General features: G+C 63.8%; 15 protein-coding genes. 5 read left to right on the top strand and 10 right to left on the bottom strand.

Features of this window, described 5'->3' with window-relative positions; translation table 11 throughout:
• Positions 1-21 precede the first annotated feature (21 nt).
• From PG879_RS01905 to rimO, 10 genes are all read right to left on the bottom strand, one after another.
• Positions 22-1575 carry a methyl-accepting chemotaxis protein gene (locus PG879_RS01905; protein ID WP_041212609.1) on the bottom strand — a complete coding sequence of 518 codons (1554 nt, stop codon included), beginning with the start codon at positions 1573-1575 and terminating at the stop codon, positions 22-24.
• Positions 1576-1766: 191 nt separating this feature from the next.
• Positions 1767-3623, bottom strand: coding sequence for a beta-N-acetylhexosaminidase (locus PG879_RS01900; RefSeq protein ID WP_270829620.1), 1857 nt, complete (start codon positions 3621-3623; stop codon positions 1767-1769).
• A gap of 67 nt (positions 3624-3690) precedes the next feature.
• Positions 3691-4563, bottom strand: coding sequence for a BadF/BadG/BcrA/BcrD ATPase family protein (locus tag PG879_RS01895; RefSeq protein ID WP_270829619.1), 873 nt, complete (start codon positions 4561-4563; stop codon positions 3691-3693).
• 104 nt (positions 4564-4667) lie between these two features.
• Positions 4668-6395 (bottom strand): glycoside hydrolase family 9 protein, encoded by a 1728-nt coding sequence (locus PG879_RS01890; protein WP_270829688.1) that lies wholly within the window; start codon positions 6393-6395, stop codon positions 4668-4670.
• Positions 6396-6502: 107 nt separating this feature from the next.
• Positions 6503-7501 carry an ABC transporter ATP-binding protein gene (locus tag PG879_RS01885; RefSeq protein WP_039040529.1) on the bottom strand — a complete coding sequence of 333 codons (999 nt, stop codon included), beginning with the start codon at positions 7499-7501 and terminating at the stop codon, positions 6503-6505.
• Positions 7502-7512: 11 nt separating this feature from the next.
• Complete coding sequence (locus tag PG879_RS01880; RefSeq protein ID WP_270829618.1) at positions 7513-8535, bottom strand: ABC transporter ATP-binding protein; 1023 nt, start codon at positions 8533-8535, stop codon at positions 7513-7515.
• Positions 8532-9452, bottom strand: a complete 921-nt coding sequence (locus PG879_RS01875) for an ABC transporter permease (protein WP_017778439.1) — start codon at positions 9450-9452, stop codon at positions 8532-8534. The genes PG879_RS01880 and PG879_RS01875 overlap by 4 nt, the downstream gene beginning before the upstream one ends.
• 1 nt (position 9453) lies before the next feature.
• Positions 9454-10437 (bottom strand): ABC transporter permease, encoded by a 984-nt coding sequence (locus PG879_RS01870; RefSeq protein WP_005303257.1) that lies wholly within the window; start codon positions 10435-10437, stop codon positions 9454-9456.
• 117 nt (positions 10438-10554) lie between these two features.
• Positions 10555-12237 (bottom strand): ABC transporter substrate-binding protein, encoded by a 1683-nt coding sequence (locus PG879_RS01865; RefSeq protein ID WP_039040531.1) that lies wholly within the window; start codon positions 12235-12237, stop codon positions 10555-10557.
• A 545-nt stretch (positions 12238-12782) separates the two neighbouring features.
• Positions 12783-14111 (bottom strand): 30S ribosomal protein S12 methylthiotransferase RimO, encoded by a 1329-nt coding sequence (gene rimO / locus PG879_RS01860; protein ID WP_010673908.1) that lies wholly within the window; start codon positions 14109-14111, stop codon positions 12783-12785.
• A gap of 267 nt (positions 14112-14378) precedes the next feature.
• Between rimO and PG879_RS01855 the strand changes: the two genes are divergently transcribed.
• The 5 genes from PG879_RS01855 (at position 14379) to befA (ending at position 18747) form a co-directional block, all read left to right on the top strand.
• Positions 14379-15470, top strand: coding sequence for an HD domain-containing phosphohydrolase (locus PG879_RS01855; RefSeq protein WP_039039918.1), 1092 nt, complete (start codon positions 14379-14381; stop codon positions 15468-15470).
• 398 nt (positions 15471-15868) lie between these two features.
• Positions 15869-16237, top strand: coding sequence for an ArsR/SmtB family transcription factor (locus tag PG879_RS01850; protein ID WP_270829617.1), 369 nt, complete (start codon positions 15869-15871; stop codon positions 16235-16237).
• An 88-nt stretch (positions 16238-16325) separates the two neighbouring features.
• Positions 16326-17390, top strand: coding sequence for an ACR3 family arsenite efflux transporter (gene arsB / locus PG879_RS01845; RefSeq protein WP_219604558.1), 1065 nt, complete (start codon positions 16326-16328; stop codon positions 17388-17390).
• A 51-nt stretch (positions 17391-17441) separates the two neighbouring features.
• Complete coding sequence (arsC, locus tag PG879_RS01840) at positions 17442-17867, top strand: glutaredoxin-dependent arsenate reductase (RefSeq protein WP_155418874.1); 426 nt, start codon at positions 17442-17444, stop codon at positions 17865-17867.
• A 103-nt stretch (positions 17868-17970) separates the two neighbouring features.
• The gene (befA, locus tag PG879_RS01835) at positions 17971-18747 is read left to right on the top strand and encodes a beta cell expansion factor BefA (RefSeq protein ID WP_041212621.1); all 777 of its coding nucleotides are present in this window, start codon (positions 17971-17973) and stop codon (positions 18745-18747) included.
• Positions 18748-19103: the final 356 nt, after the last annotated feature.

The raw sequence follows: 19103 nt of genomic DNA, 5'->3' as shown, positions 1-19103 counted from the left end.
TGTCATGGGGCTTGCAATCTGTCAGCCGAAGGTCTGGCTCAGTCCCCTGAGCTCGCGGGCCCGCCTGAGCAGCTCCTGGCTGGAGTCGTCCACCGCCTGGATCTTCTGGCTGTTGGCGCGGGAGTATTCGGAGATCTGGTGGATGTTGCGGCTGATCTCCTCCACCACCACCTGCTGCTGCTCCGCGGCGGCGGCGATCTGGGTGGAGAATTCGGTCACCTGATCGATTTCCCCCAGCACCAGGTGCAGGTTGCCTGATCCCTGGCGGGTCATCTCGACACATTCCCGGGTCTGGGCCAGGTTGTCCTGCATCATGCCCTGCCAGCGCTCCAGGGTGTGCTGGATCTGGCTGATGCTGCCCTGGATCTGCTCGGTCGCCTTGTGGGTACGGGTCGACAGGGTGCGCACCTCGTCCGCCACCACCGCAAAGCCGCGCCCCTGCTCGCCGGCACGGGCGGCCTCGATGGCGGCGTTGAGGGCCAGCAGGTTGGTCTGCTCGGCGATGCCCTGGATTTCACCCATCACGCTGCCAATGCGCTCCGACTCGCTGGCGAGCTCCACCGCGGAGTGGAAGGCCTGCTCCGCCTGGCTGGCCAGCCTGGTCATCTGCTGCTGGGTCTGGTCCAGCTGTTCCACCGTGCTCTGGCAACTGCTGCGCGCCTCGGTCACCTGGCCGTTGGTGTCCTGGATGTTGCGGGCGATTTCGTGGGCGGTGCTGGCCATCTGGGTCATGGCAGCTGCCATCTGCTGGGTCTGGGCATCCTGCTCGTTGATGTCGAGGAAGGCGCGGTGTGAGGAGTCCTGCAGATCGGTTGCCAGGGCCTGAAGCGGATGGGTGGCATCGTCGACCCGCCCCAGCACGGTGCGGATCCGGGCCTGCAGCATCTTCAGGTGAAAATCGGCGATGGCCCCCGGGGCATCCCCCGAATAGACCAGCCGGGTCAGGCTGTCATATTGCTGACCGAGCTGCCTGAGATAGCGGGGCAGGGCGATGAGCTCGCGCCAGTAGGCGCCCGCGATGGCGAGTGGGGGAAGCAGCATCAGCAGTGCGGTGAGGGGGCCCTGGGTGAGGGCGGCCCAGACCAGCAGCGCCAGCAGCGGCAGGCCGAGCATCAGCGGCCTGAAACGGCGCAGCGAGGGGCGGGCCGGGGTGCCCCGTTGCTCGGCCGAAAGCAGGGCCCGATAGGCCTGGGCGGCAGCCTGCTTGAGCTGGGGGTCGGGCTTGCAGCGCACCGACTGGTAGCCGCTTATCTTGCCGTGCTCGTAGATGGGGGTGACGTAGGCGTCGACCCAGTAATAGCGGCCATCCTTGCAGCGGTTTTTCACCACTCCCCGCCAGGGGTTGCCCTCCTTGAGGCGATCCCAGAGGTCGGCGAAGGCGGCCTTGGGCATGTCGGGGTGGCGAACCAGGTTGTGGTTGTGGCCGACCAGTTCATCGACCTGGTAACCGGCGATGCGGCAGAAGGCGGGGTTGGCGTAGGTAATGACGCCGCGCAGATCCGTGGTGGAGACGAGTTGCACGTCGGCGGGAAATTCCACTTCACTGTCCACGACCTGGGCGTGTTTGCGGGCCATAAGGGTAAGCTCCGATCTGTTTGCTGATTGTTATTGTGGCGGAACCGCAGGGAGGTGCATCCCCTGTCTGGTTTCATCGGGGGCCTTATTTTGCCAACAAAGGCAGATGAAAAGTAGGGGCTAGGTTGGGTTTTTGTTGTCGATGGGTAAAAAAACGGCGACCAAAGGTCGCCGAAAAGAAAAAGATAACACTACCTCTGTGGCACCCGGTAACGCACTTGCAACTGGTCGAGGATGTGCAGCTGGCCGGGCAGACGGGCGACGAAGTGCTCCCACACCTTGCGGGCGGGAGTGCTCCAGGCCACCTCTGCCGTGGCCAGCATGCGCGGGAACAACATGTAGTCGAGACGATCGCGAGAGGTGATCAGTTCCGACCACAAGGGGCTCAGCACCCCCAGGATGTTATCGTTGGCATGGAAATCGGCCGGGGCAGGATCGCATGCATGCACCTGCGCTAGGTTGAGGGTACCCGCCCAGTAGAGTCCCGGCTCGTGGATGTCCTGACTCCAGGCGAGATCCAGATAGAGGTGCTGGGCAGGCGCCATCACCACGGGGTAACCGGATGCGGCGGCATCCAGGCCGGCCTGGAAGCTGGTCCAGGCGAAGACGGTGGCCTCCCGGCTCACCTTGTCACCGTGCAGTATCTCCTCCCACCCCAGCATCTGCTTGCCCTTGCGGGCCAGGTATTGCTGGCAGTGGCGCAGCAGGTGCCCCTGCAGCTCGCGGCAATCCTGATACCCCTGCTCGGCCATCAGCTGCTGGCAGGCGGGACTGTCGGTCCAGACGCCAGTGGGCACTTCGTCACCCCCCATGTGAACCTGACTCCCGGGGAAGAGATCGCACACCTCGTCCATCACGGCGTCCAGGAATCGATAGGTGCCGGGCAGGGCCGGGTTAAGCACGTTGTCGTCGAAATATTGCACCGAGAGGTAGCGGGAGCGGTCTGCCTCTTCCACCAGCAGCTCGGGCAGTGCCTTGATGGCGGCGTGACAGTGCCCCGGGATGTCAATTTCCGGAATGATGGTGATGCCAAGCCCGGCGGCGTAGGCGACCAGTTCGCGCACCTCGCTCTGGGTGTAGTAACCGCCATAAGGGTCGGGGCCGCCGCTCAGCTGGGGCCCCACCGCCAGGCCATGGCCGCGCCAGGCACCCACGGCGGTCAGCTGGGGGAAGGCCTTGATCTCCAGGCGCCACCCCTCGTCATCGGTCAGGTGCCAGTGGAAGCGGTTGAACTTGTAGAGGCTCATCTGCTTGAGCAGGCGCTTGAGGGTGGCGAGGGAGTGGAAGTGGCGGGCACAGTCGAGGAAGATGCCGCGAAAACCGAAGCGCGGTGCATCCCGCACCGTCAGGCAGGGCAGGCTCTCTCCGTGTTGGAGCGCCCACTGGGCCAGGCTCACCAGCCCGTGGCGCCAGCCCGCCTCGCCGGCGGCCCGGATGACGATCTCCTCAGGGGTGATGGTGAGCTCATACCCCTCGGGGGGAAGTGTCGCCTCGACGAGGTGGATCTCCGCATCGTGATCCTGGGTCAGGGCCAGGCCTGTCAGCTCGTTGAAATGGGCGAGCAGGGAGGCGAGGGGAACGGGACCGTCGACGTGGGCCCGCTCGGCCAGCCGGAAGTTGCCTTCTGTATAAATCAGGTGGGCGGGCTGGGGCACGAGGCCGTTGATGGCCTCCACCGGTGGCAGATCGGGGCCCGGGGAGGGCGGGTTGGTCAGGCCAAGGTCTTCCCCCTCCAGCACCAGGGGCTGCAGCTGTCCCTTGCTCTCCAGGCTCAGGAAGAAACCCTTGGGCATATCGGAGTCATGCTTGAGCGGGGTGTTGCGACAGCAGAAGCGCAGCTCGCTCACCCCCTCGTGGGGCACCATGACCTTGTAACTGCCGCTCTGGCGCTCCAGAGCGCCCCCTTCGATCGAGTGGGGATCGATCTGGCGGGCGAGGCAGAAGTGGAGTTTCCAGGGGGCTGCTGGCAGTTGGCTCAGGGTGAAGCGAAACCAGACATCGTCACCGTCACGGTGATCGACCCGGGTGTGGATCAGGGGTGCGGACATGGGAATTCCTCTGATGGGGTGAAGGAAACGGGAGCCTGTCCCGCAGGTGTTGTCGGCCCGGCAAGGCTCAGGGATGCAGACATGGCAGCGCCTCCGTCCTGGCAAACAGGATGGCCCCCTCCAGCGCGTCGCGCTTGGGGGCGACCAGATGGAAGTGGCCCAGACGGGGGGCGAGGCGCGTGCCGATGCCGCCCAGCAGGGCGATCCGGTCTGCCCCGAGCTGGGTCATGCCCTCCAGCAGCATGCCGAGCTGGGCACAGGTCTCATCCAGCAGGGCGGTGGCGAGATCGTCCCCGTCGCTCGCGGCATCGAACACCCAGGGGGCGAAGCGGCCATAGTCGGCCGGGATGGCGCGCGCAGCCCAGCGCACCACCTCGGCCTGATCCCGCTTGAAGTGATCCATCAGGCGCACCGCCAGGGTGCTGGGGGGCAGGATGCCGTCGTGGCAGAGCAGGGACTGCTGGATGGCGCGCAGCCCCAGCCAGGCGCCGCTGCCGAGATCCGAGACGGGGAATCCGCGACCCGAGCAGGTGCGAAGGCGTCCCTCCCGGTAGATGAGCCCCGCCGAGCCGGTGCCCGCGATCAGGATGGCCCCCTCCTGGCCGTCGAAGGCGCCGAGGCAGGCACCAAAGGCATCGGAGGTGAGCTTCACCCGCGCAAACGGGAAGGGCATGGTCAGCATGGCGTGGTAGCAGTCGGCGAGCTCGGCGGAGGCGAGTGCGAGCCCGACTCCCATCCGCTGTTCGCTCTCTCTGGGCAGACCCGCGTCGATGCGGGCCTGATCGATGGCAGCCAGCACATGGCCGTGGGCGAGGGCGATGCCCAGCTCCAGGTTGGAGCCGGCGGCGCGCCCCTCGCCGAGCAGCTTGCCTGCGCTGTTGCGAATGCGGGCCCGGGTGTGGGTGCCGCCGCCGTCCACCCCGACCCAGAACTCAATCATGGGGGCCTCCCTGCGCACTTTGCCAGGTGATGGCCAGGGTAAACCTGGCTGGCGGTATGGAGGATCCAGGGCTCTCCCCGGTGCCAGTGATGTGTGAACTGCTCTCAATCATGGTGGCCTCCTTGTGCGCTCTGCCAGGTGATGGCCAGGGCGAACCAGGCGGCGTGCGGGATCCATTGCTCCCCCCAGCGCCAGTTCTGATCCAGTCGATCCTTGTACGCCTCTGGAATAAAGGCCACGTCATTTTCGTCATCGAAGCCGGCGGTGATGCCGTTGCAGATCCCCCCCTGTGCATTGGGGTAGCCGGCGGTGTATTCCGGGTTGTTGATGCCCTGACCCGCCAGCATGCAGGCGTTGAAGGGGTTTCTCCCCAGGATCCAGTCGAGCTGCTGCTGGCCGAAGGTGCGCAGCAGTGCGCTCTGCCCGGGCAGGTGCTGTGCGGCAGCAAACGCCATGGTGGCGAGCGATGCCAGCCGGGCGTTCTCCCCCTGCCACCAGTAACCGGATTCGTTGTGGTGGGGCATAAAGAAGCTGATGCGCGCTTCTTCGCCGACACCTTTCACATACTGGCGGGCGAGGGCGAAGGGATTGCCTGCCCGGGCCGCGAGAGCCAGCTCGGCCGCCAGGGCCTGCTCGGCGACGGTCCGGGCCGCCCACTGGCGCGCCGGATCCGGCTCGATGGCGAGATACTCCAGCAGCGCCAGTACCGGCAGGCCCGCCTCGGCGGCGTGGTAGTAGGGGCGAGAGCCATCGTCGTTGGCGGCCCAATGGTGGCCGAGATCGGGGTGGGCGCGCTGGCGGGCGCACAGCCGGCCGGCCCGATCCCGCGCCTCGGCGAGCCACTCGGCGCCCAGCGTTCTGGTGAGCTCGACCGCCGCCAGCAGGGAGCAATAGTCGTCGATGATGTTCTCGACCCCGTCATCCAGGTAGGCGAGGTTGTGTTCGCGCAGGTGCAGGTAGCCGCGTCTGGCCGCGTCGGCGTACTGGCTTGTGTCAAGGTCGCCGCCAATCGGTTCCCGGGCGGCGCGGGCCAGGGCGGCGATGGTCATGCCGCCCCCTTGACGAAAACCCGCCTGCCAGTGGGCGGACTTGATCCCCTGCTGGGTCGAATAGGCGCACAGCTCCCGCTGCTCGGGATCCTTGCTCCACTTGTCGAACAGGGTCATGTAGAAGAAGCCGCTCTCGTCCTGCATCCGGCAGAGAAAATCCGCCCCGTGCAACCCCTCGTCATTGAGCCGTTTGCACAGGTTCACCCCGTCGATGTCACGACGTGTCGCCAGGAGTTCCCGGCACTTGAGCAGGGACCAGACCACCATGGGGGTCTGCTGGGGATTGAGGTAGTTGGCGTAGGAGAGGTGACTCAGGTACTTGCTCATGTCGCCGCTGGCGTCGAACCAGCCGCCATGTACGTCCCGGTGCTGATCGGTGCCAAAGAGGCGTGCCCTGCGGTCCGCCCGGTCGAAGGTGCCGCTGGCGCGTTGTCCCTTGAAGTAGTGGATGACATCGGAGAGGCAGCGGCGCGCCAGCAGCCCCCGGTCGATGGCAAAGGGGGGGGCGCGCACCAGACGCTCCTGCGCTTCCGTGGTCACGACGGCCTCCAGCCGGTAGTGGCCGGGCTCGGTGAAGGCGGAGAAATCGGCCCGCCAGTAGTGGCGCCCCTGCCAGCCGGGGACGCTCCCCGCCGCCACCAGCGGCGTCTCCAGCAAAAGGTGGTCGTCCTGCTGGCGCAGCAACCTGACGTGGCCGCGGATATCGAGGTCGGCGCCGCACTGCAGCAGGGCGCTCTTCTCCCCGTGACATTCGTAACCCACCTGGTTGATCAAAAGTTCTATCAAGGTCTTACTCCGAAGGCTCGCCCCTGGCGGGCGAGGCTCATTGCGGGGCCTTGCGGCCCCGACGCGAGGCATGGCCGGGCGACGGCGCCCGGCCGCGGGCCTGCTTACCCCTGTTCGTGGAGGTAGCAGCGCACGAAGTGGTTGTCGGCGAGCCGGGTCACCGGGGGCAGGCTCTCCTTGCAGCGGGGCATGGCCTGATGGCAGCGCCCGGCAAAGGGACAGCCACGGGATTCCGGGGTCCAGAGCGGGATCTCCCCCTTGCGGCCTCCCTCCAGCTCGGCGTGGATGCTCTTCTCGGGATCCGGCACCGCCGAGATGAGCAACTGGGTGTAGGGGTGCTGGGGGTGGTGCAGGATCTCGTCCACCTCTCCCCACTCCACCATGTGACCCACGTACATCACCGCCAGATCTTCCGCCACGTAGCGGGCGGTGGCGATGTCGTGGGTGATGTAGAGCATGGAGACGCCGAGCTCGTTCTTCATCTGCTCCATCAGGTTGAGGATGCCGATGCGAATGGAGACGTCGAGCATGGAGGTGGGTTCGTCCGCCAGCACCACTTCCGCCTCCACCGCCAGGTTGCGGGCGATGTTGACCCGCTGGCGCTGGCCGCCGGAGAGCTGGTGCGGGTACTTTGCCGCGGTCGCCTTGGCGGGGGTCAGCCCCACCTTTTCAAGGAGGCCATAGACCATGTCGGGCAGATCCCGCTTGTCGCTCACCTTGCTGTGCAGCAGCAGGGGGCGGGCGATGTGGTGGTAGATGGTGTGGGTCGGATTCAATGAACCGAACGGATCCTGCCACACCATCTGCACGCTCTGGCGATAGTCCAGCAGGGCGGTGCCCTTGTTGAACTCCTCGAGGTCGCGGCCACGGTAGAGGATGCGGCCGTTGGAGAGCTTGTACATCTTGGCGATGATCTTGGCGATGGTGCTCTTGCCGGAGCCGGATTCCCCCACCACTGCCAGGGCGCGGCCCCGGTGCAGGTTGAAGGTGATGTCGGACAGCGCCCGCATCTTGCCGCTCTTGATGGCGTTGGAGTTGACGGCGAAGTCCTTGTAGAGGTGCTGGACCTCGATGATGGGCGCGTCGGTTTGGGCGATTTGCATGACAGACATCCTTAACAGCCAGCGGCCTTGTCCAGATGGATCGGAAGATCCGGTTGTTCCTCTGCTGCCTCATGAAGGTGGCAGGCAGCCTGTTGGCCGGGCCGGATCTCGGCCAGCCGGGTGTATTCCTGGCGGCAGCGCGCGTGCACCTTGGCGCAGCGTGCCTGGAAGCGGCAGCCCACGGGCACCTCCAGCAGGTTGAGGGGGCTGCCAGGGATCCCCTCCAGCACGGTCTTGGGCCCGTGCAGGGGCGGGAAGGAGTTGCCAAGGCCCCGGGTGTAGGGGTGCAGAGGCGCGGTCAGGATCGCCTTGGCCGGCGCCACCTCCACCAGCTCTCCCGCGTACATGATGCCGATGCGATCGCAGAACTCGACCATGAGCGAGAGGTCATGGGTGATGAAGAGGATGGAGAAGTTGAACTTCTCTTTCAGGGCATAGACCTTCTGCAGGATCTCCCGCTGCACCACCACATCGAGCGCCGTGGTGGGTTCGTCCATGATGAGCAGCTCGGGATTGAGCGCCATGGCAATGGCGATCACCAGCCGTTGGCGCATGCCGCCGGAGAACTGGTGCGGGTAGTCCTTGAGCCGGCTCGGGTGGATGTCGACGATCTCCAGCAGCTCCTGGGCGCGCTTGATCGCCTCATAGCGGGTCAGCCCCGGGTTGTGGGCCAGCAGCACGTCGCAGAACTGCTCCTCCATGCGCAGCACGGGGTTGAGCGCATTCATGGCGGACTGGAACACCACCGACACCTGCTGCCAGCGGTAGCTGCGCAGCCGCTCATCGCCGTAGTGGAGGATGTTCTCCCCCTTGAACAGGATCTCGCCGCCACTGATGTAAGCGGGCGGCTTGTGCAGCCGCGCCACCGAGAAGGCGACAGTGGACTTGCCGCAGCCCGACTCGCCGGCCAGGCCGAACACTTCACCAGGGGCGATGTCGAAGTTGACCGAGTTGACGGCGCGCACGTCGCCGTTCTCGGTGATGTAGTCGACGCAGAGGTTGCGTACCGACAGCAGGGGTTGTTGCGATCTCATGCTGTCTTCTCCTGTACGGCCGGCACCGGCGTGGTGACGGGGGCGGCGAGTTTCTTCCAGCGATTGAGCCCCTTGTGGGAGCGCAGCTGCGGGTTGGCGATTTCGTCGATGGCAAAGTTGAGCAGGGCCAGGCCGGCACCGAGCGTTGCGATGGCGAAGCAGGGGGCAAGGATCTCCCACCAGGCGCCGACCAGGATGGCGCTGGAGGTCTGGGCGTTGTAGAGCATGATGCCCCAGCTCACGACTGTGGGGTCGCCGAGGCCCAGGAACTCCAGGGTCGCCTCGGTGACGATGGCGTAGATGATGGAGCCGATGAAGCTCACACCGATGATGGAGATGAGGTTCGGCAATATCTCTACCAGGATGATGCGCCAGGCCGGCTCACCCAGCACCTCGGCGGCGATGACGAACTCTTTCTCGCGCAGGGCCAGGGTCTGGGCGCGGATGACCCGCGCGCCATAGGCCCAGGAGGTAAAGCCTATGATGAGGGCGATCACCGCCGGTGACGCCTCCCCGATAAAGCTGGCCAGCACCAGCAATAGAGGGAGGTTGGGGATCACCAGCACCACGTTCATCAGGAAGGTGAGGCACTCGTCCACCAGGCCGCCGAAATAGCCGGCGGTGATGCCGATGGCGACGGCGAGGGCGCACACCAGCAGGCCCGCGCTGAAGCCCACCATCAGAGAGATGCGGGCGCCGTTGGTGAACTGGGCCCAGATGTCGTGGCCCATGCGGGTGGTGCCCATCACGAACTCGGTGCTGGGGGGCTGGTGGGGGCGGGCCACCCGCTTGGTCGGTTCGTTGCCTGCCAGAATGGGGGCGAACAGGGCCATCAGCACGAAGCTGACCACGATGAAGAGGCCGCAGGCGGCCTTCTTGTTGCCCAGCAGGATTTTCAAGATAGTCGGCATGCGCATCTTATTTGCCTCCGGTACGCAGACGGGGATCCAGGAAGACGTAGAGCACGTCGGCCAGGAAGTTGAAGCTGAGCATGGTGATGGTCATGATGAGCAGCTGCCCCTGAATGAGCGGGTAGTCACGGGCCAGAATGCCCTGATAGAGGGTCAGGCCCAGGCCGGGATAGTTGAAGATCACCTCGGTGATGAGGGATCCGCCGATGACGAAACCGAGCGCCATGGAGAGGGCGGTGACACTCGGCAGGATGGCGTTGCGGGCGCCGTAGTTGAAGATCACCCGGTTGCTGGAGAGCCCCTTGGCCTTGGCCATGGTGATGTAGTCCTCGCCCAGCAGGTTGATCATGTTGTTGCGCATGGTGATGAGAAAGCCCCCCACCTGCACCATGGCCAGGGTGCCCACCGGCATGATGGCGTGGGTCAGGATGCTCTTGATGTGCTCCCAGCCCCAGTCGGGGGTGATCTCCGGGCTGTAGGCGTAGCCGATGGGCAGCCACTCCAGGCTCACCCCGAACAGGAAGAGCGCCAGCAGCGAGATGACCACAGGCGGAATGGCCTGCATCACCAGAGTGAGCGGGGAGAGGATGCTGTCGAGGCGACCGCCCCGGTGCCAGGCGGCGAAGATGCCGACGATGGAACCGATGGAGAAGCTCAGAATGGTGGAGGTGCCCACCAGAAACAGGGTCCAGCCGATGGCGCGGCCGAGCACGTCGGCGACCGGTTGGGGGTAGTAGCGCACCGAGGTGCCGAGATCCCAGGTGAAGACGCTCTTCACATAGGTGAGAAACTGGGTGCCGATGGGGCCGTCCACGAAACCGAAGGTGGCCTTGAGGGCCTCCAGCGCGGCGGGTTCCATCATGGCGCCGGCCCGGGCAAACATGACGGAGACGGGGTCCCCCGGCATGGCTCTGGGTAGCAGGAAGTTGATGGTGGCGGCCACCAGGAAGGCGACCAGATAGAAGGAGAAGCGTCTAAGTATAAATCCCATGGTGATACCTTTTACTGCAAGCCTGCCCCGCGCCGGGCAAAGCTCCCCCAACCCCGGCAGGTGCGGGGGATGGAAGACATGGCGGGGAAGAGGGCCCCCCGCAGGGGGCCGGGGTGATTAGCTGTTTGGCTTGAGTGACAGCACGTGCAGCAGACGCTCCGGAGTGTCCGGGTGAACCTGCGGCTTGGCGACCGGGTTGTCGGCACTGAACCAGCCGTTGAAACGCTTGGTGCTGTATTCGTACCAGGTCGGGTTGTTGAACACCGGGATGATGGTCTGGTTGGCCCCGACACGCTCCTGGATGGCGAACATGATCTCCTTCTGCTTGGCCGCATCGGCGGTCTGGGTGAAGTCGTCGATCAGCTTGTCGAGCTCGGGATCCTTGTAGCGGGGCGCCGCGAAGCGGTTGCCGCGCTCACCCATGTTGCGGGAGTGGAAGGCGGTCTCGAAGTACTTGTGCGGGTTGGCACCGGCAAAGTAACCCTGCAGGGCGACGTCGAAGTCACCGGTGATCAGGGACTCGGTCCAGACGGTGGCTTCCGGGGTGGCGGTCTTGGCGTTCAGGCCCAGGGCCTGCAGGCCTTCGACCCCGATCTGGACGGTGTTGACCCAGTCGGTCCAGCCGTTCGGTACCAGCACCTTGAACTCGATCTTCTTGCAGCTCGGGGTGTCGAGGAACTTGTCGCCGTCACAGTCCTTGTAGCCCGCCTGTTTCAGCAGGGCCTTGGCCCCTTCCAGGTCGAACTTGTTGTACTTGCCGTACTTCTTCTCGACGTCCGGGTTGTCCCAGGAGGCGAATGCCTTGCCAAGCCCTGACGGGTACTCGTTGACGGTGGGGTAGCCGTAGCCTGCGATGTCCACCATGGACTGGCGGTCCATGGCCATGGAGAAGGCGCGGCGGAAGTTGATGTCGTTGAAGGCTTCGTGGTTGCCCGGGTTCTTGCTCTGGAAGTTGACGTTGAACGCCACTGTGCCGGAGGCGGGGAACCAGTACTTGTTGTTCTTCGGATCGTTGCCGACGTAGAGACGCTCGATGTCCGGCACGAAGGAGCCGAACCAGTCCACGTCACCCTTCATCACGGCGGCCAGTACCTGGTCGTTGGTGGCCATCTGCGGCATGCGCAGGCAGTCGATGGAGAGGCTGGCATTGTCCCAGTAGTGCGGGTTGCGGCACTGGGTGTAGAGCTGGGCGGAGAAGTTGTCCACTTCGGTGAAGGGACCGGTCCCGACCGGCTTGTCGTTGGTGAAGGCCACCGGGTCTTTCACCGACTTCCACTGATGCTCCGGCACGATGGGCACCAGCACCAGGTCGTTCACCACGTTGGTGTTGACCTCGGCCAGGTCGAATTTGACCTTGTGGTCACCCAGCTTCTCGACACCCTTGATCTGAGTCCAGATGGAGCGCTCGTCCAGCGCCTTGTTGGCCTTGACCAGGTTGAAGGAGAAAAGGATGTCGTCGGCAGTGAAGGCTTCACCATCGGACCACTTGACCCCTTCGCGCAGGTCGAAGGTGACGGATTTCAGATCATCGCTGAAGGCGTAGTGGGTGGCCAGACGATAGACGGGTTTGCCACCCTGCATATCGTTGAAGATCACCAGCGGCTCATAGATGAAGTGACGGGTGGTGTGGAGCAGACCCGCTTGCAGGAAGGGGTTGAAGTTCTTGACCCATGCGGTTTCCTGCTGGGCAACCAGGGTCAGCACCGTCTTGTTGTCGGCGGCCATGGCTGTGCCGGTGGCACCGGCGAGCAGAGTTCCCAGCATGACTGAGGTTGCGATTTTGGATACTTTGGCAAGCATATTTTTTCCTTTCTTATTGGTCTTCCATGGTTTTGGAATGGAGCACCGACATCGCATGCTTGGATACCGGCCCTCGCTGTTGGTCAGGTTTTGCACCCTTGTAGTTGTGTCGTCCAACGCCCTTAGAAAAGCAGAATTAACAGGAAAACAACAACCCTTCATTTCGTCGATATCGTAAAAATTGCACGGCGCACGTCATTATCGTCAAAATGTATTTTAAATCCTTTTAAATTATAAAGTTGCGTTAATTCTCACAAAGTAAAAAGTCACCTTGCCACTCCCTGTGGCAACGATAATGTGAGCTGGATCGTGCTCGTTTTTTCTCCGTTGACACGGCTTATTTTTGTGCAGGAAACAAGCGGCTCACGCGAGCGGAGAGAAGTGTGCGCTGGTTCACGGGCGCGTGCGAAAAGAGCAAGGGGAGGGAGATCGGTGATGAGGGGTGGGACAGGGAATGACAGGGGGACATGCAAGAGCCTGACGGGCGGCGGACATTAAAAAAGCCAGTCGGTGAGACCGACTGGCTTTGAGGGGGAGTGGCGTGATTATTCCACCAGGCTGGCCCAGAGGTCGTACTCGTCCGCTTCGTCGATGCGGACCTTGACCATGTCGCCGGGCTTGAGGCCGGTTTCACCGTTCAGGTAGACCAGGCCGTCGATCTCGGGGGCATCGGCGGCGGAGCGGCCGGTGGCACCCTCTTCGTCCACCTCGTCGATCAGCACCAGCATCTCTTTGCCCACTTTACGGGCCAGCTTGCGGATGGAGACCTGCTGTTGCAGCTCCATGAAGCGCTGGAAGCGTTCTTCCTGCACCTCGGCCGGCACCGGATCCGGCAGCTCGTTGGCCTTGGCCCCCTCGACCGGGCTGTATTTGAAGCAGCCAACCCTGTCCAGTTCCGCCTTGTCGATGAAGTCCAGCAGCATCTGGAACTCTTCCTCGGTCTCGCCGGGGAAGCCGACGATGAAGGTGGAGCGCAGGGTGATCTCGGGGCAGATCTCGCGCCACTTCTGGATGCGCTCCAGGGTGCGCTCGACGGAGCCGGGGCGCTTCATCAATTTGAGGATGCGCGGGCTGGCGTGCTGCAGCGGGATGTCGAGGTAGGGGAGGATCTTGCCGTCGCGCATCAGGGGGATGACGTCATCCACGTGCGGGTACGGGTAGACGTAGTGCAGGCGCACCCACATACCGAGCTTGGCCAGCTCTTCGCACAGGGCCACCATGCTGGTCTTGACCGGCATGCCGTCGTAGAAACCGGTGCGGTGCTTGACGTCCACGCCGTAGGCGGAGGTGTCTTGGGAGATCACCAGGATCTCCTTCACGCCAGCCTCTTTCAGGCGCTTGGCCTCGGCCAGTACTTCGCCGATGGGGCGGCTCACCAGATCCCCGCGCATGGAGGGGATGATGCAGAAGGTGCAGCGGTGGTTGCAGCCTTCGGAAATCTTGAGATAGGCGTAGTGGCGCGGGGTCAGCTTGACACCCTGGGCCGGCACCAGGCTGGTGAAGGGGTTGTGGGTGGGTTTTTCCACGTATTTGTGGACGTGGCCCAGCACCTCTTCATAGGCGTGGGGACCGGTGATCTCGAGCACCTTGGGGTGGATCTCGCGGATCTGGTTCTCTTTGGCACCCAGGCAGCCGGTGACGATCACCTTGCCGTTCTCGGCCAGGGCCTCGCCGATGGCTTCCAGGGACTCCTGCACCGCGCTGTCGATGAAGCCGCAGGTGTTGACCACCACCAGCTCCGCATCGTCATAGCTGGGCACCACGTCGTACCCTTCGGTACGCAGCTGGGTCAGGATGCGTTCGGAATCGACCAGGTTTTTGGGGCAACCCAAGGAGACGAATCCTACTTTGGGGGCCTGTTTTGTGTTGGACATCGCTCAATCACTCTTAGGTGGCTCTTCTTCAAGGGCGCGGATTTTACCGGAATGGCTAACCAAAAACTATACAGCCGACACGTCGGAAGCGAACAATCTCTTTGTCCGGGGACGCGGGGTGGGGCGGGCGTGACATGACCACGGGCAGGGAGGGGGCCGTCGCCGGTGCGGGCGGGATCACGATCCCTGTGCGCCGTCACCATTTGGCAGGAGGGGCAAAACGGGTGTCACTATACTCCCAACAGGCCTATCAGAAGGATGTGCGGGATGGAGAGTTCATTTGGTGAGAAAGTGCAGAACGTGCACGCCACCCTCAGGCAGCGGTTTGACAAGTTGAGCCGGGTGGCGATCGCCATCTACGACCCGCAGACGGACCAGCTCAAGACCTTTGCCCACAGCACGGACGGGGGCTCGCCGCTGTTGCAGTACGAGGTCAGGCTGAGCGAGGTGCCTTCCCTGCGCTACCTGGCCGAGCACCAGCAGCCCAGGGTGCTCGATACCCTGGATTCCCTGCTGGGCTCCCCCTCCGAGCACAGCCGCAAAGTGCTGGCGGCCGGTTACGCGTCGAGCTATACCGAGCCGCTGCTGCTCAACAGTCGCTTGTTCGGCTTTCTGTTTTGCGATGCCAAAGAGCCCGGTTACTTCGATGGCGCCATTTGCGGTGAGCTGGCGGCCTATGCCCAGATCCTGGCGGCCATCATCGCGGTGGAGTTCTTCTCCATCCAGACCCTGAACGGGGCTCTGACCACGGTGCGGGAGTTCAGCCGCTACCGGGACGAGGAGACCGCCAATCACCTGCACCGGATGTCGGCCTATTCGCGGCTCATCGCCCGGGAGGTGGCGGCCCATTACCCCTTGAGTGACGAGGAGGTGGAGTTCATTCACCTCTTCTCCGAGCTGCACGATATCGGCAAGATTGCGGTGCCCGACGCCATCCTGCTCAAGCCGGGCAAGCTCACGGCCGAGGAGTACGGGGTGATGAAGACCCACCCCTTCAAGGGGCGGGAGATGATCGCCCTGATGATCCGCGAGTTCGGCCTCGACGGCATCCATCACACCGACATGCTGAAGAACATCATCGCCTACCACCACGAGCGTTTCGACGGTCAGGGTTACCCGGAAGGACTGGCGGGGGAGGCGATCCCCCTGGAAGCCCGCATCGTCGCGGTGGCGGATGTGTTTGACGCCCTCACCAGCGAGCGACCCTACAAGCAGGCCTGGCCCCTCGAAACGGCTTTTGAATACCTCAAGACCCATGCCGGCAGTCAGTTCGACCCTGTCTGCGTCGCGGCGGCGCTGCAAAGCCGGGAGGCGTTTTGTGCCATCCATCGGCAATATCGGGATCCCGTGATCACCTGATTGCGCCCCTCTCTCCTCCCCGGTTTCTCCCGGATTCCCCAGGCCCCGTCATCTGACGGCGGGGCCCTGGGGCCCTCTCTCGTTTCATCGCCTTTAGGTGCATCCGGCGCCGGGGTTGTTCTGCGGCATTGCGGCATTGCGGCTTTGCGGCGAGGCAGGGCGCCGCGGTGAGCGGGGCGGCCAACGGGAGGATTGTCCGGGGTAAGGTCATAAGAGTGCCTTATAAAAAGAGGCCAGATATTAGCCATATGACTGGCATGAGGCCGCTAGTGGGCACGACATGGCCGGGGCGGCGCCTCTGGCGGCCTGTTCCGCCGCGATGCCGACTCGGTGGTGACGCTTTGATCATTTCAATAATTCTTGTATAGTTGAAATGAAGCATTCAAGGGGGGAGACCCATGAACAAAGAGACGGCCACCAAGGTCTTTGAATCGCTGGCTTCCGGGATCCGGCTCGAGGTGTGGCGACTGCTGGTCAAGGCCGGGCTGGAGGGGCGGGTCGCGGGGGAGCTGGCCGGCGAGCTCGACATCGCCCCCAATACCCTCTCGTTTCACCTCAAGGGGATGCTCAACGCCGGGTTGCTGTCGGTGGAGCAGGAGGGGCGCTTTCTGCGCTACCGCGCCAACATCCCCCTGATACTGGGGGTGATCGCCTACCTCACCGAGGAGTGTTGCGCTGGTCATCCCGAGGCGTGCGGCCTGCTGCCCGCCGGGCCCGGCAGCGCTTCCCGCGCCGAGGGGTCGTCGCCCTGCTGCGGCGAGTCGTAACGGGCCAGGGCGGGCTGTCGATGCCCATGCGCCGTGTCATTCATCTATCCAACCTGGGGTGCGAGCGTGGATCGCACCGGGAGTCATCATGTCTGCAAGCTGTGAGGCCAAGGCAGCCCCTGCCATCGGCTTTTTTGAACGTTATCTGACCGCCTGGGTCGCCCTCTGCATCCTGGTGGGCATTGGTCTGGGGCAGGGGTTACCGAGCCTCTTCAAGGCCATCGGCGCCATGGAGGTGGCCAGGGTCAACCTGCCGGTGGGGCTGCTTATCTGGGTGATGATCATCCCCATGCTGCTCAAGATCGACTTTGGCGCCCTGCACCAGGTGAAGGGGCACCTCAAGGGAATCGGGGTCACCCTCTTCATCAACTGGCTGGTCAAGCCCTTCTCCATGGCCTTCCTCGGCTGGCTCTTCATCCGCGTGCTGTTTGCCGACTGGCTGCCGGCGGATCAGCTGGACAGCTACGTGGCGGGCCTCATCCTGCTGGCGGCAGCCCCCTGCACCGCCATGGTGTTTGTCTGGAGTCGCCTCACCAACGGCGATCCCTACTTCACCCTGTCGCAGGTGGCGGTGAACGACCTCATCATGGTGTTTGCCTTTGCCCCGCTGGTGGCGCTGCTGCTCGGGGTCTCCAGCATAGTCGTGCCCTGGGATACCCTGCTCACCTCTGTGGTGCTCTACATCGTCATCCCTGTCATCCTCGCCCAGCTGCTGCGCAAGGCCTTGCTGAGAAAGGGGCAGGCCCATTTTGACGGCGTCATGACCCGCATCCAGCCCTGGTCGGTGGCGGCCCTGCTGCTCACCTTGGTGCTGCTGTTCGCCTTCCAGGGCAACGCCATCATCGAGCAGCCGCTGGTCATCGCCCTCCTGGCGGTGCCCATCCTGATCCAGGTGCTGTTCAACTCCGGGCTCGCCTACTGGCTCAACCGCAAGGTGGGGGAGAAGCACTCGGTGGCCTGCCCTTCCGCCCTGATCGGGGCCTCCAACTTCTTCGAGCTGGCGGTGGCCGCCGCCATCAGCCTGTTCGGCTTTCATTCGGGCGCGGCGCTCGCCACCGTGGTCGGGGTGCTCATCGAGGTGCCGGTCATGCTGCTGGTGGTGCGCGTGGTCAACGCCAGCAAACCCTGGTACGAGGCGGGACTAAGGCGCTAACGGATGGCCACTAACCCATTTCTATTCACTTGAGTCATGAGAGACAGGCAAATGAGTGCAATCACTATCTATCACAATCCAGAGTGCGGCACCTCCCGCAACACCCTCGCGCTGATTCGCAACAGCGGCGTGGAGCCCACCATCATCCACTATCTGGAGACGCCCCCCTCCCGCGACGAGCTGGTGGCCCTGATCGCCGCCATGGGCATGCCGGTGCGCGATCTGCTGCGCAAGAACGTGTCCCCCTACGAGGTGCTGGGGCTGGCGGAAGCGCGTTTCAGCGATGACGAACTGATTGACGCCATGCTGGCCCATCCCATCCTCATCAACCGGCCCATCGTGGTCACCCCCCTCGGCACCCGGCTGTGCCGCCCGTCGGAGGTGGTGCTCGATATCCTGCCCGACCCGCAGCAAGGGGCGTTTGCCAAGGAGGATGGCGAGCAAGTGGTGGACGGTCAGGGCAAACGGCTTCGTTGAGACCCTGCGCGTCAGCGTCTGACCCGCGCCGGGGGGATGCTCTTAACGGGCAGGCGCCAGATCTGCTACTGTGACCTTCGACTCATCACAGAGGGTGGAAACAATGAAGATTCGATTCCTGGTGATAGCCACGGCACTGGCGCTGGCCTCAACCCCCGGTCTGGCCGACTGGGCAAAGCTGAAGGAGGCCGCCTCCGAACTCGGTACCGCGGTGAGCGATACCAGCAAGGAGGCGTGGAAGGGGATCACCGATTTTTCCAAGGAGACCTGGGAGTCGGTGTCCAGCTGGGGGGCCGAGGCCTACAACAAGGCGGGGGCCTGGACGGCAGAGAGCGCGGCCACCGGCAAGGAGTGGCTGACCGCCGCCGACAAGAAGCTCGACACCATGCTCGAGCCCAAGACCCCGGAGGAGGCGAGAACCGCCCTCGATACCATGGCCGATACCGCCCTGGTGCGGCTGTTCAACGAGCAGCCCTCGGCCAAGTTGCTGTTTGACAAGGCTTATGGCTATGCGGTGTTCGACTCGCGCAAGTTCTCCCTGATGATCCACACCAATCAGGGGGCCGGGGTCGCCGTCAATCGCACCAGTGGCAAGCACACCTACATGAAGATGTTCGGTGCCGGTCTTGCGGCCGGGATCGGCGGCAAGTTCTACCAGCAGGTGATCCTGTTCGAAGACAAGGCGAGGTTCGATGCCTTCGTCAGCAAGGGGTGGGAAGCCACCTCCGAGGTGGGCGCCGTGGCGGGCAAGGAGAGCGCCGAGCTCACCGCCAAATACAATGGCGGCATGGCCATCTACCAGATTGGCGAGAAGGGGCTGTTGCTTGACGCCAACATCTCGGGCTCCAAGTACTGGCTGGATGATGACCTGAACAAGTGATCCCTGCCAATCTGACCCGGCATTTCATGGATGGCTAGAGATGCACCCTGTTTACTGGTCGGGATTTGCAGTAAAAAGAGGGCCCAAGGCCCTCTTTTTCATGGGCGCCGCACAGAGTCCGGCGACCAGGAGAGCAAGATGACCCATGAGGCCAAACAGGAGCGGATGGCTGCCCAGCGCCGGGAGTGGGACAAGCAGAGCATCTACCTGCGGCTGCTGCTGGGCGATCCCCTCGGATCGGCAACCTGATCCCCGGATGGCCGGTGCCCGTCGGCCTGATCGCGCCCCGCTTTTATCCCTGATCTCGAGATCTCGCTCTGGTTGGCACCTTTATTGCTTCAAGCCAGTCAGTGTCA

Source organism: Aeromonas sp. QDB63, from assembly GCF_027707425.1.
Classification (GTDB): Bacteria; Pseudomonadota; Gammaproteobacteria; order Enterobacterales; family Aeromonadaceae; genus Aeromonas; species Aeromonas caviae.
Note: the sequence above shows the minus strand (reverse complement) of the source record. Positions and strands in the feature narration are given on the sequence as shown.

Bases quoted from the DNA above. Each gene is read 5' to 3' on its own strand.
- PG879_RS01900 (WP_270829620.1), bottom strand. From the start codon at position 3,623: ATGTCCGCACCCCTGATCCACACCCGGGTCGATCACCGTGACGGTGAC.
- PG879_RS01905 (WP_041212609.1), bottom strand. From the start codon at position 1,575: ATGGCCCGCAAACACGCCCAGGTCGTGGACAGTGAAGTGGAATTTCCC.
- PG879_RS01865 (WP_039040531.1), bottom strand. From the start codon at position 12,237: ATGCTTGCCAAAGTATCCAAAATCGCAACCTCAGTCATGCTGGGAACT.
- PG879_RS01880 (WP_270829618.1), bottom strand. From the start codon at position 8,535: ATGAGATCGCAACAACCCCTGCTGTCGGTACGCAACCTCTGCGTCGAC.
- PG879_RS01850 (WP_270829617.1), top strand. From the start codon at position 15,869: ATGAACAAAGAGACGGCCACCAAGGTCTTTGAATCGCTGGCTTCCGGG.
- arsB (WP_219604558.1), top strand. From the start codon at position 16,326: ATGTCTGCAAGCTGTGAGGCCAAGGCAGCCCCTGCCATCGGCTTTTTT.
- arsC (WP_155418874.1), top strand. From the start codon at position 17,442: ATGAGTGCAATCACTATCTATCACAATCCAGAGTGCGGCACCTCCCGC.
- rimO (WP_010673908.1), bottom strand. From the start codon at position 14,111: ATGTCCAACACAAAACAGGCCCCCAAAGTAGGATTCGTCTCCTTGGGT.
- PG879_RS01870 (WP_005303257.1), bottom strand. From the start codon at position 10,437: ATGGGATTTATACTTAGACGCTTCTCCTTCTATCTGGTCGCCTTCCTG.
- PG879_RS01875 (WP_017778439.1), bottom strand. From the start codon at position 9,452: ATGCGCATGCCGACTATCTTGAAAATCCTGCTGGGCAACAAGAAGGCC.
- PG879_RS01855 (WP_039039918.1), top strand. From the start codon at position 14,379: ATGGAGAGTTCATTTGGTGAGAAAGTGCAGAACGTGCACGCCACCCTC.
- PG879_RS01895 (WP_270829619.1), bottom strand. From the start codon at position 4,563: ATGATTGAGTTCTGGGTCGGGGTGGACGGCGGCGGCACCCACACCCGG.
- PG879_RS01885 (WP_039040529.1), bottom strand. From the start codon at position 7,501: ATGCAAATCGCCCAAACCGACGCGCCCATCATCGAGGTCCAGCACCTC.
- befA (WP_041212621.1), top strand. From the start codon at position 17,971: ATGAAGATTCGATTCCTGGTGATAGCCACGGCACTGGCGCTGGCCTCA.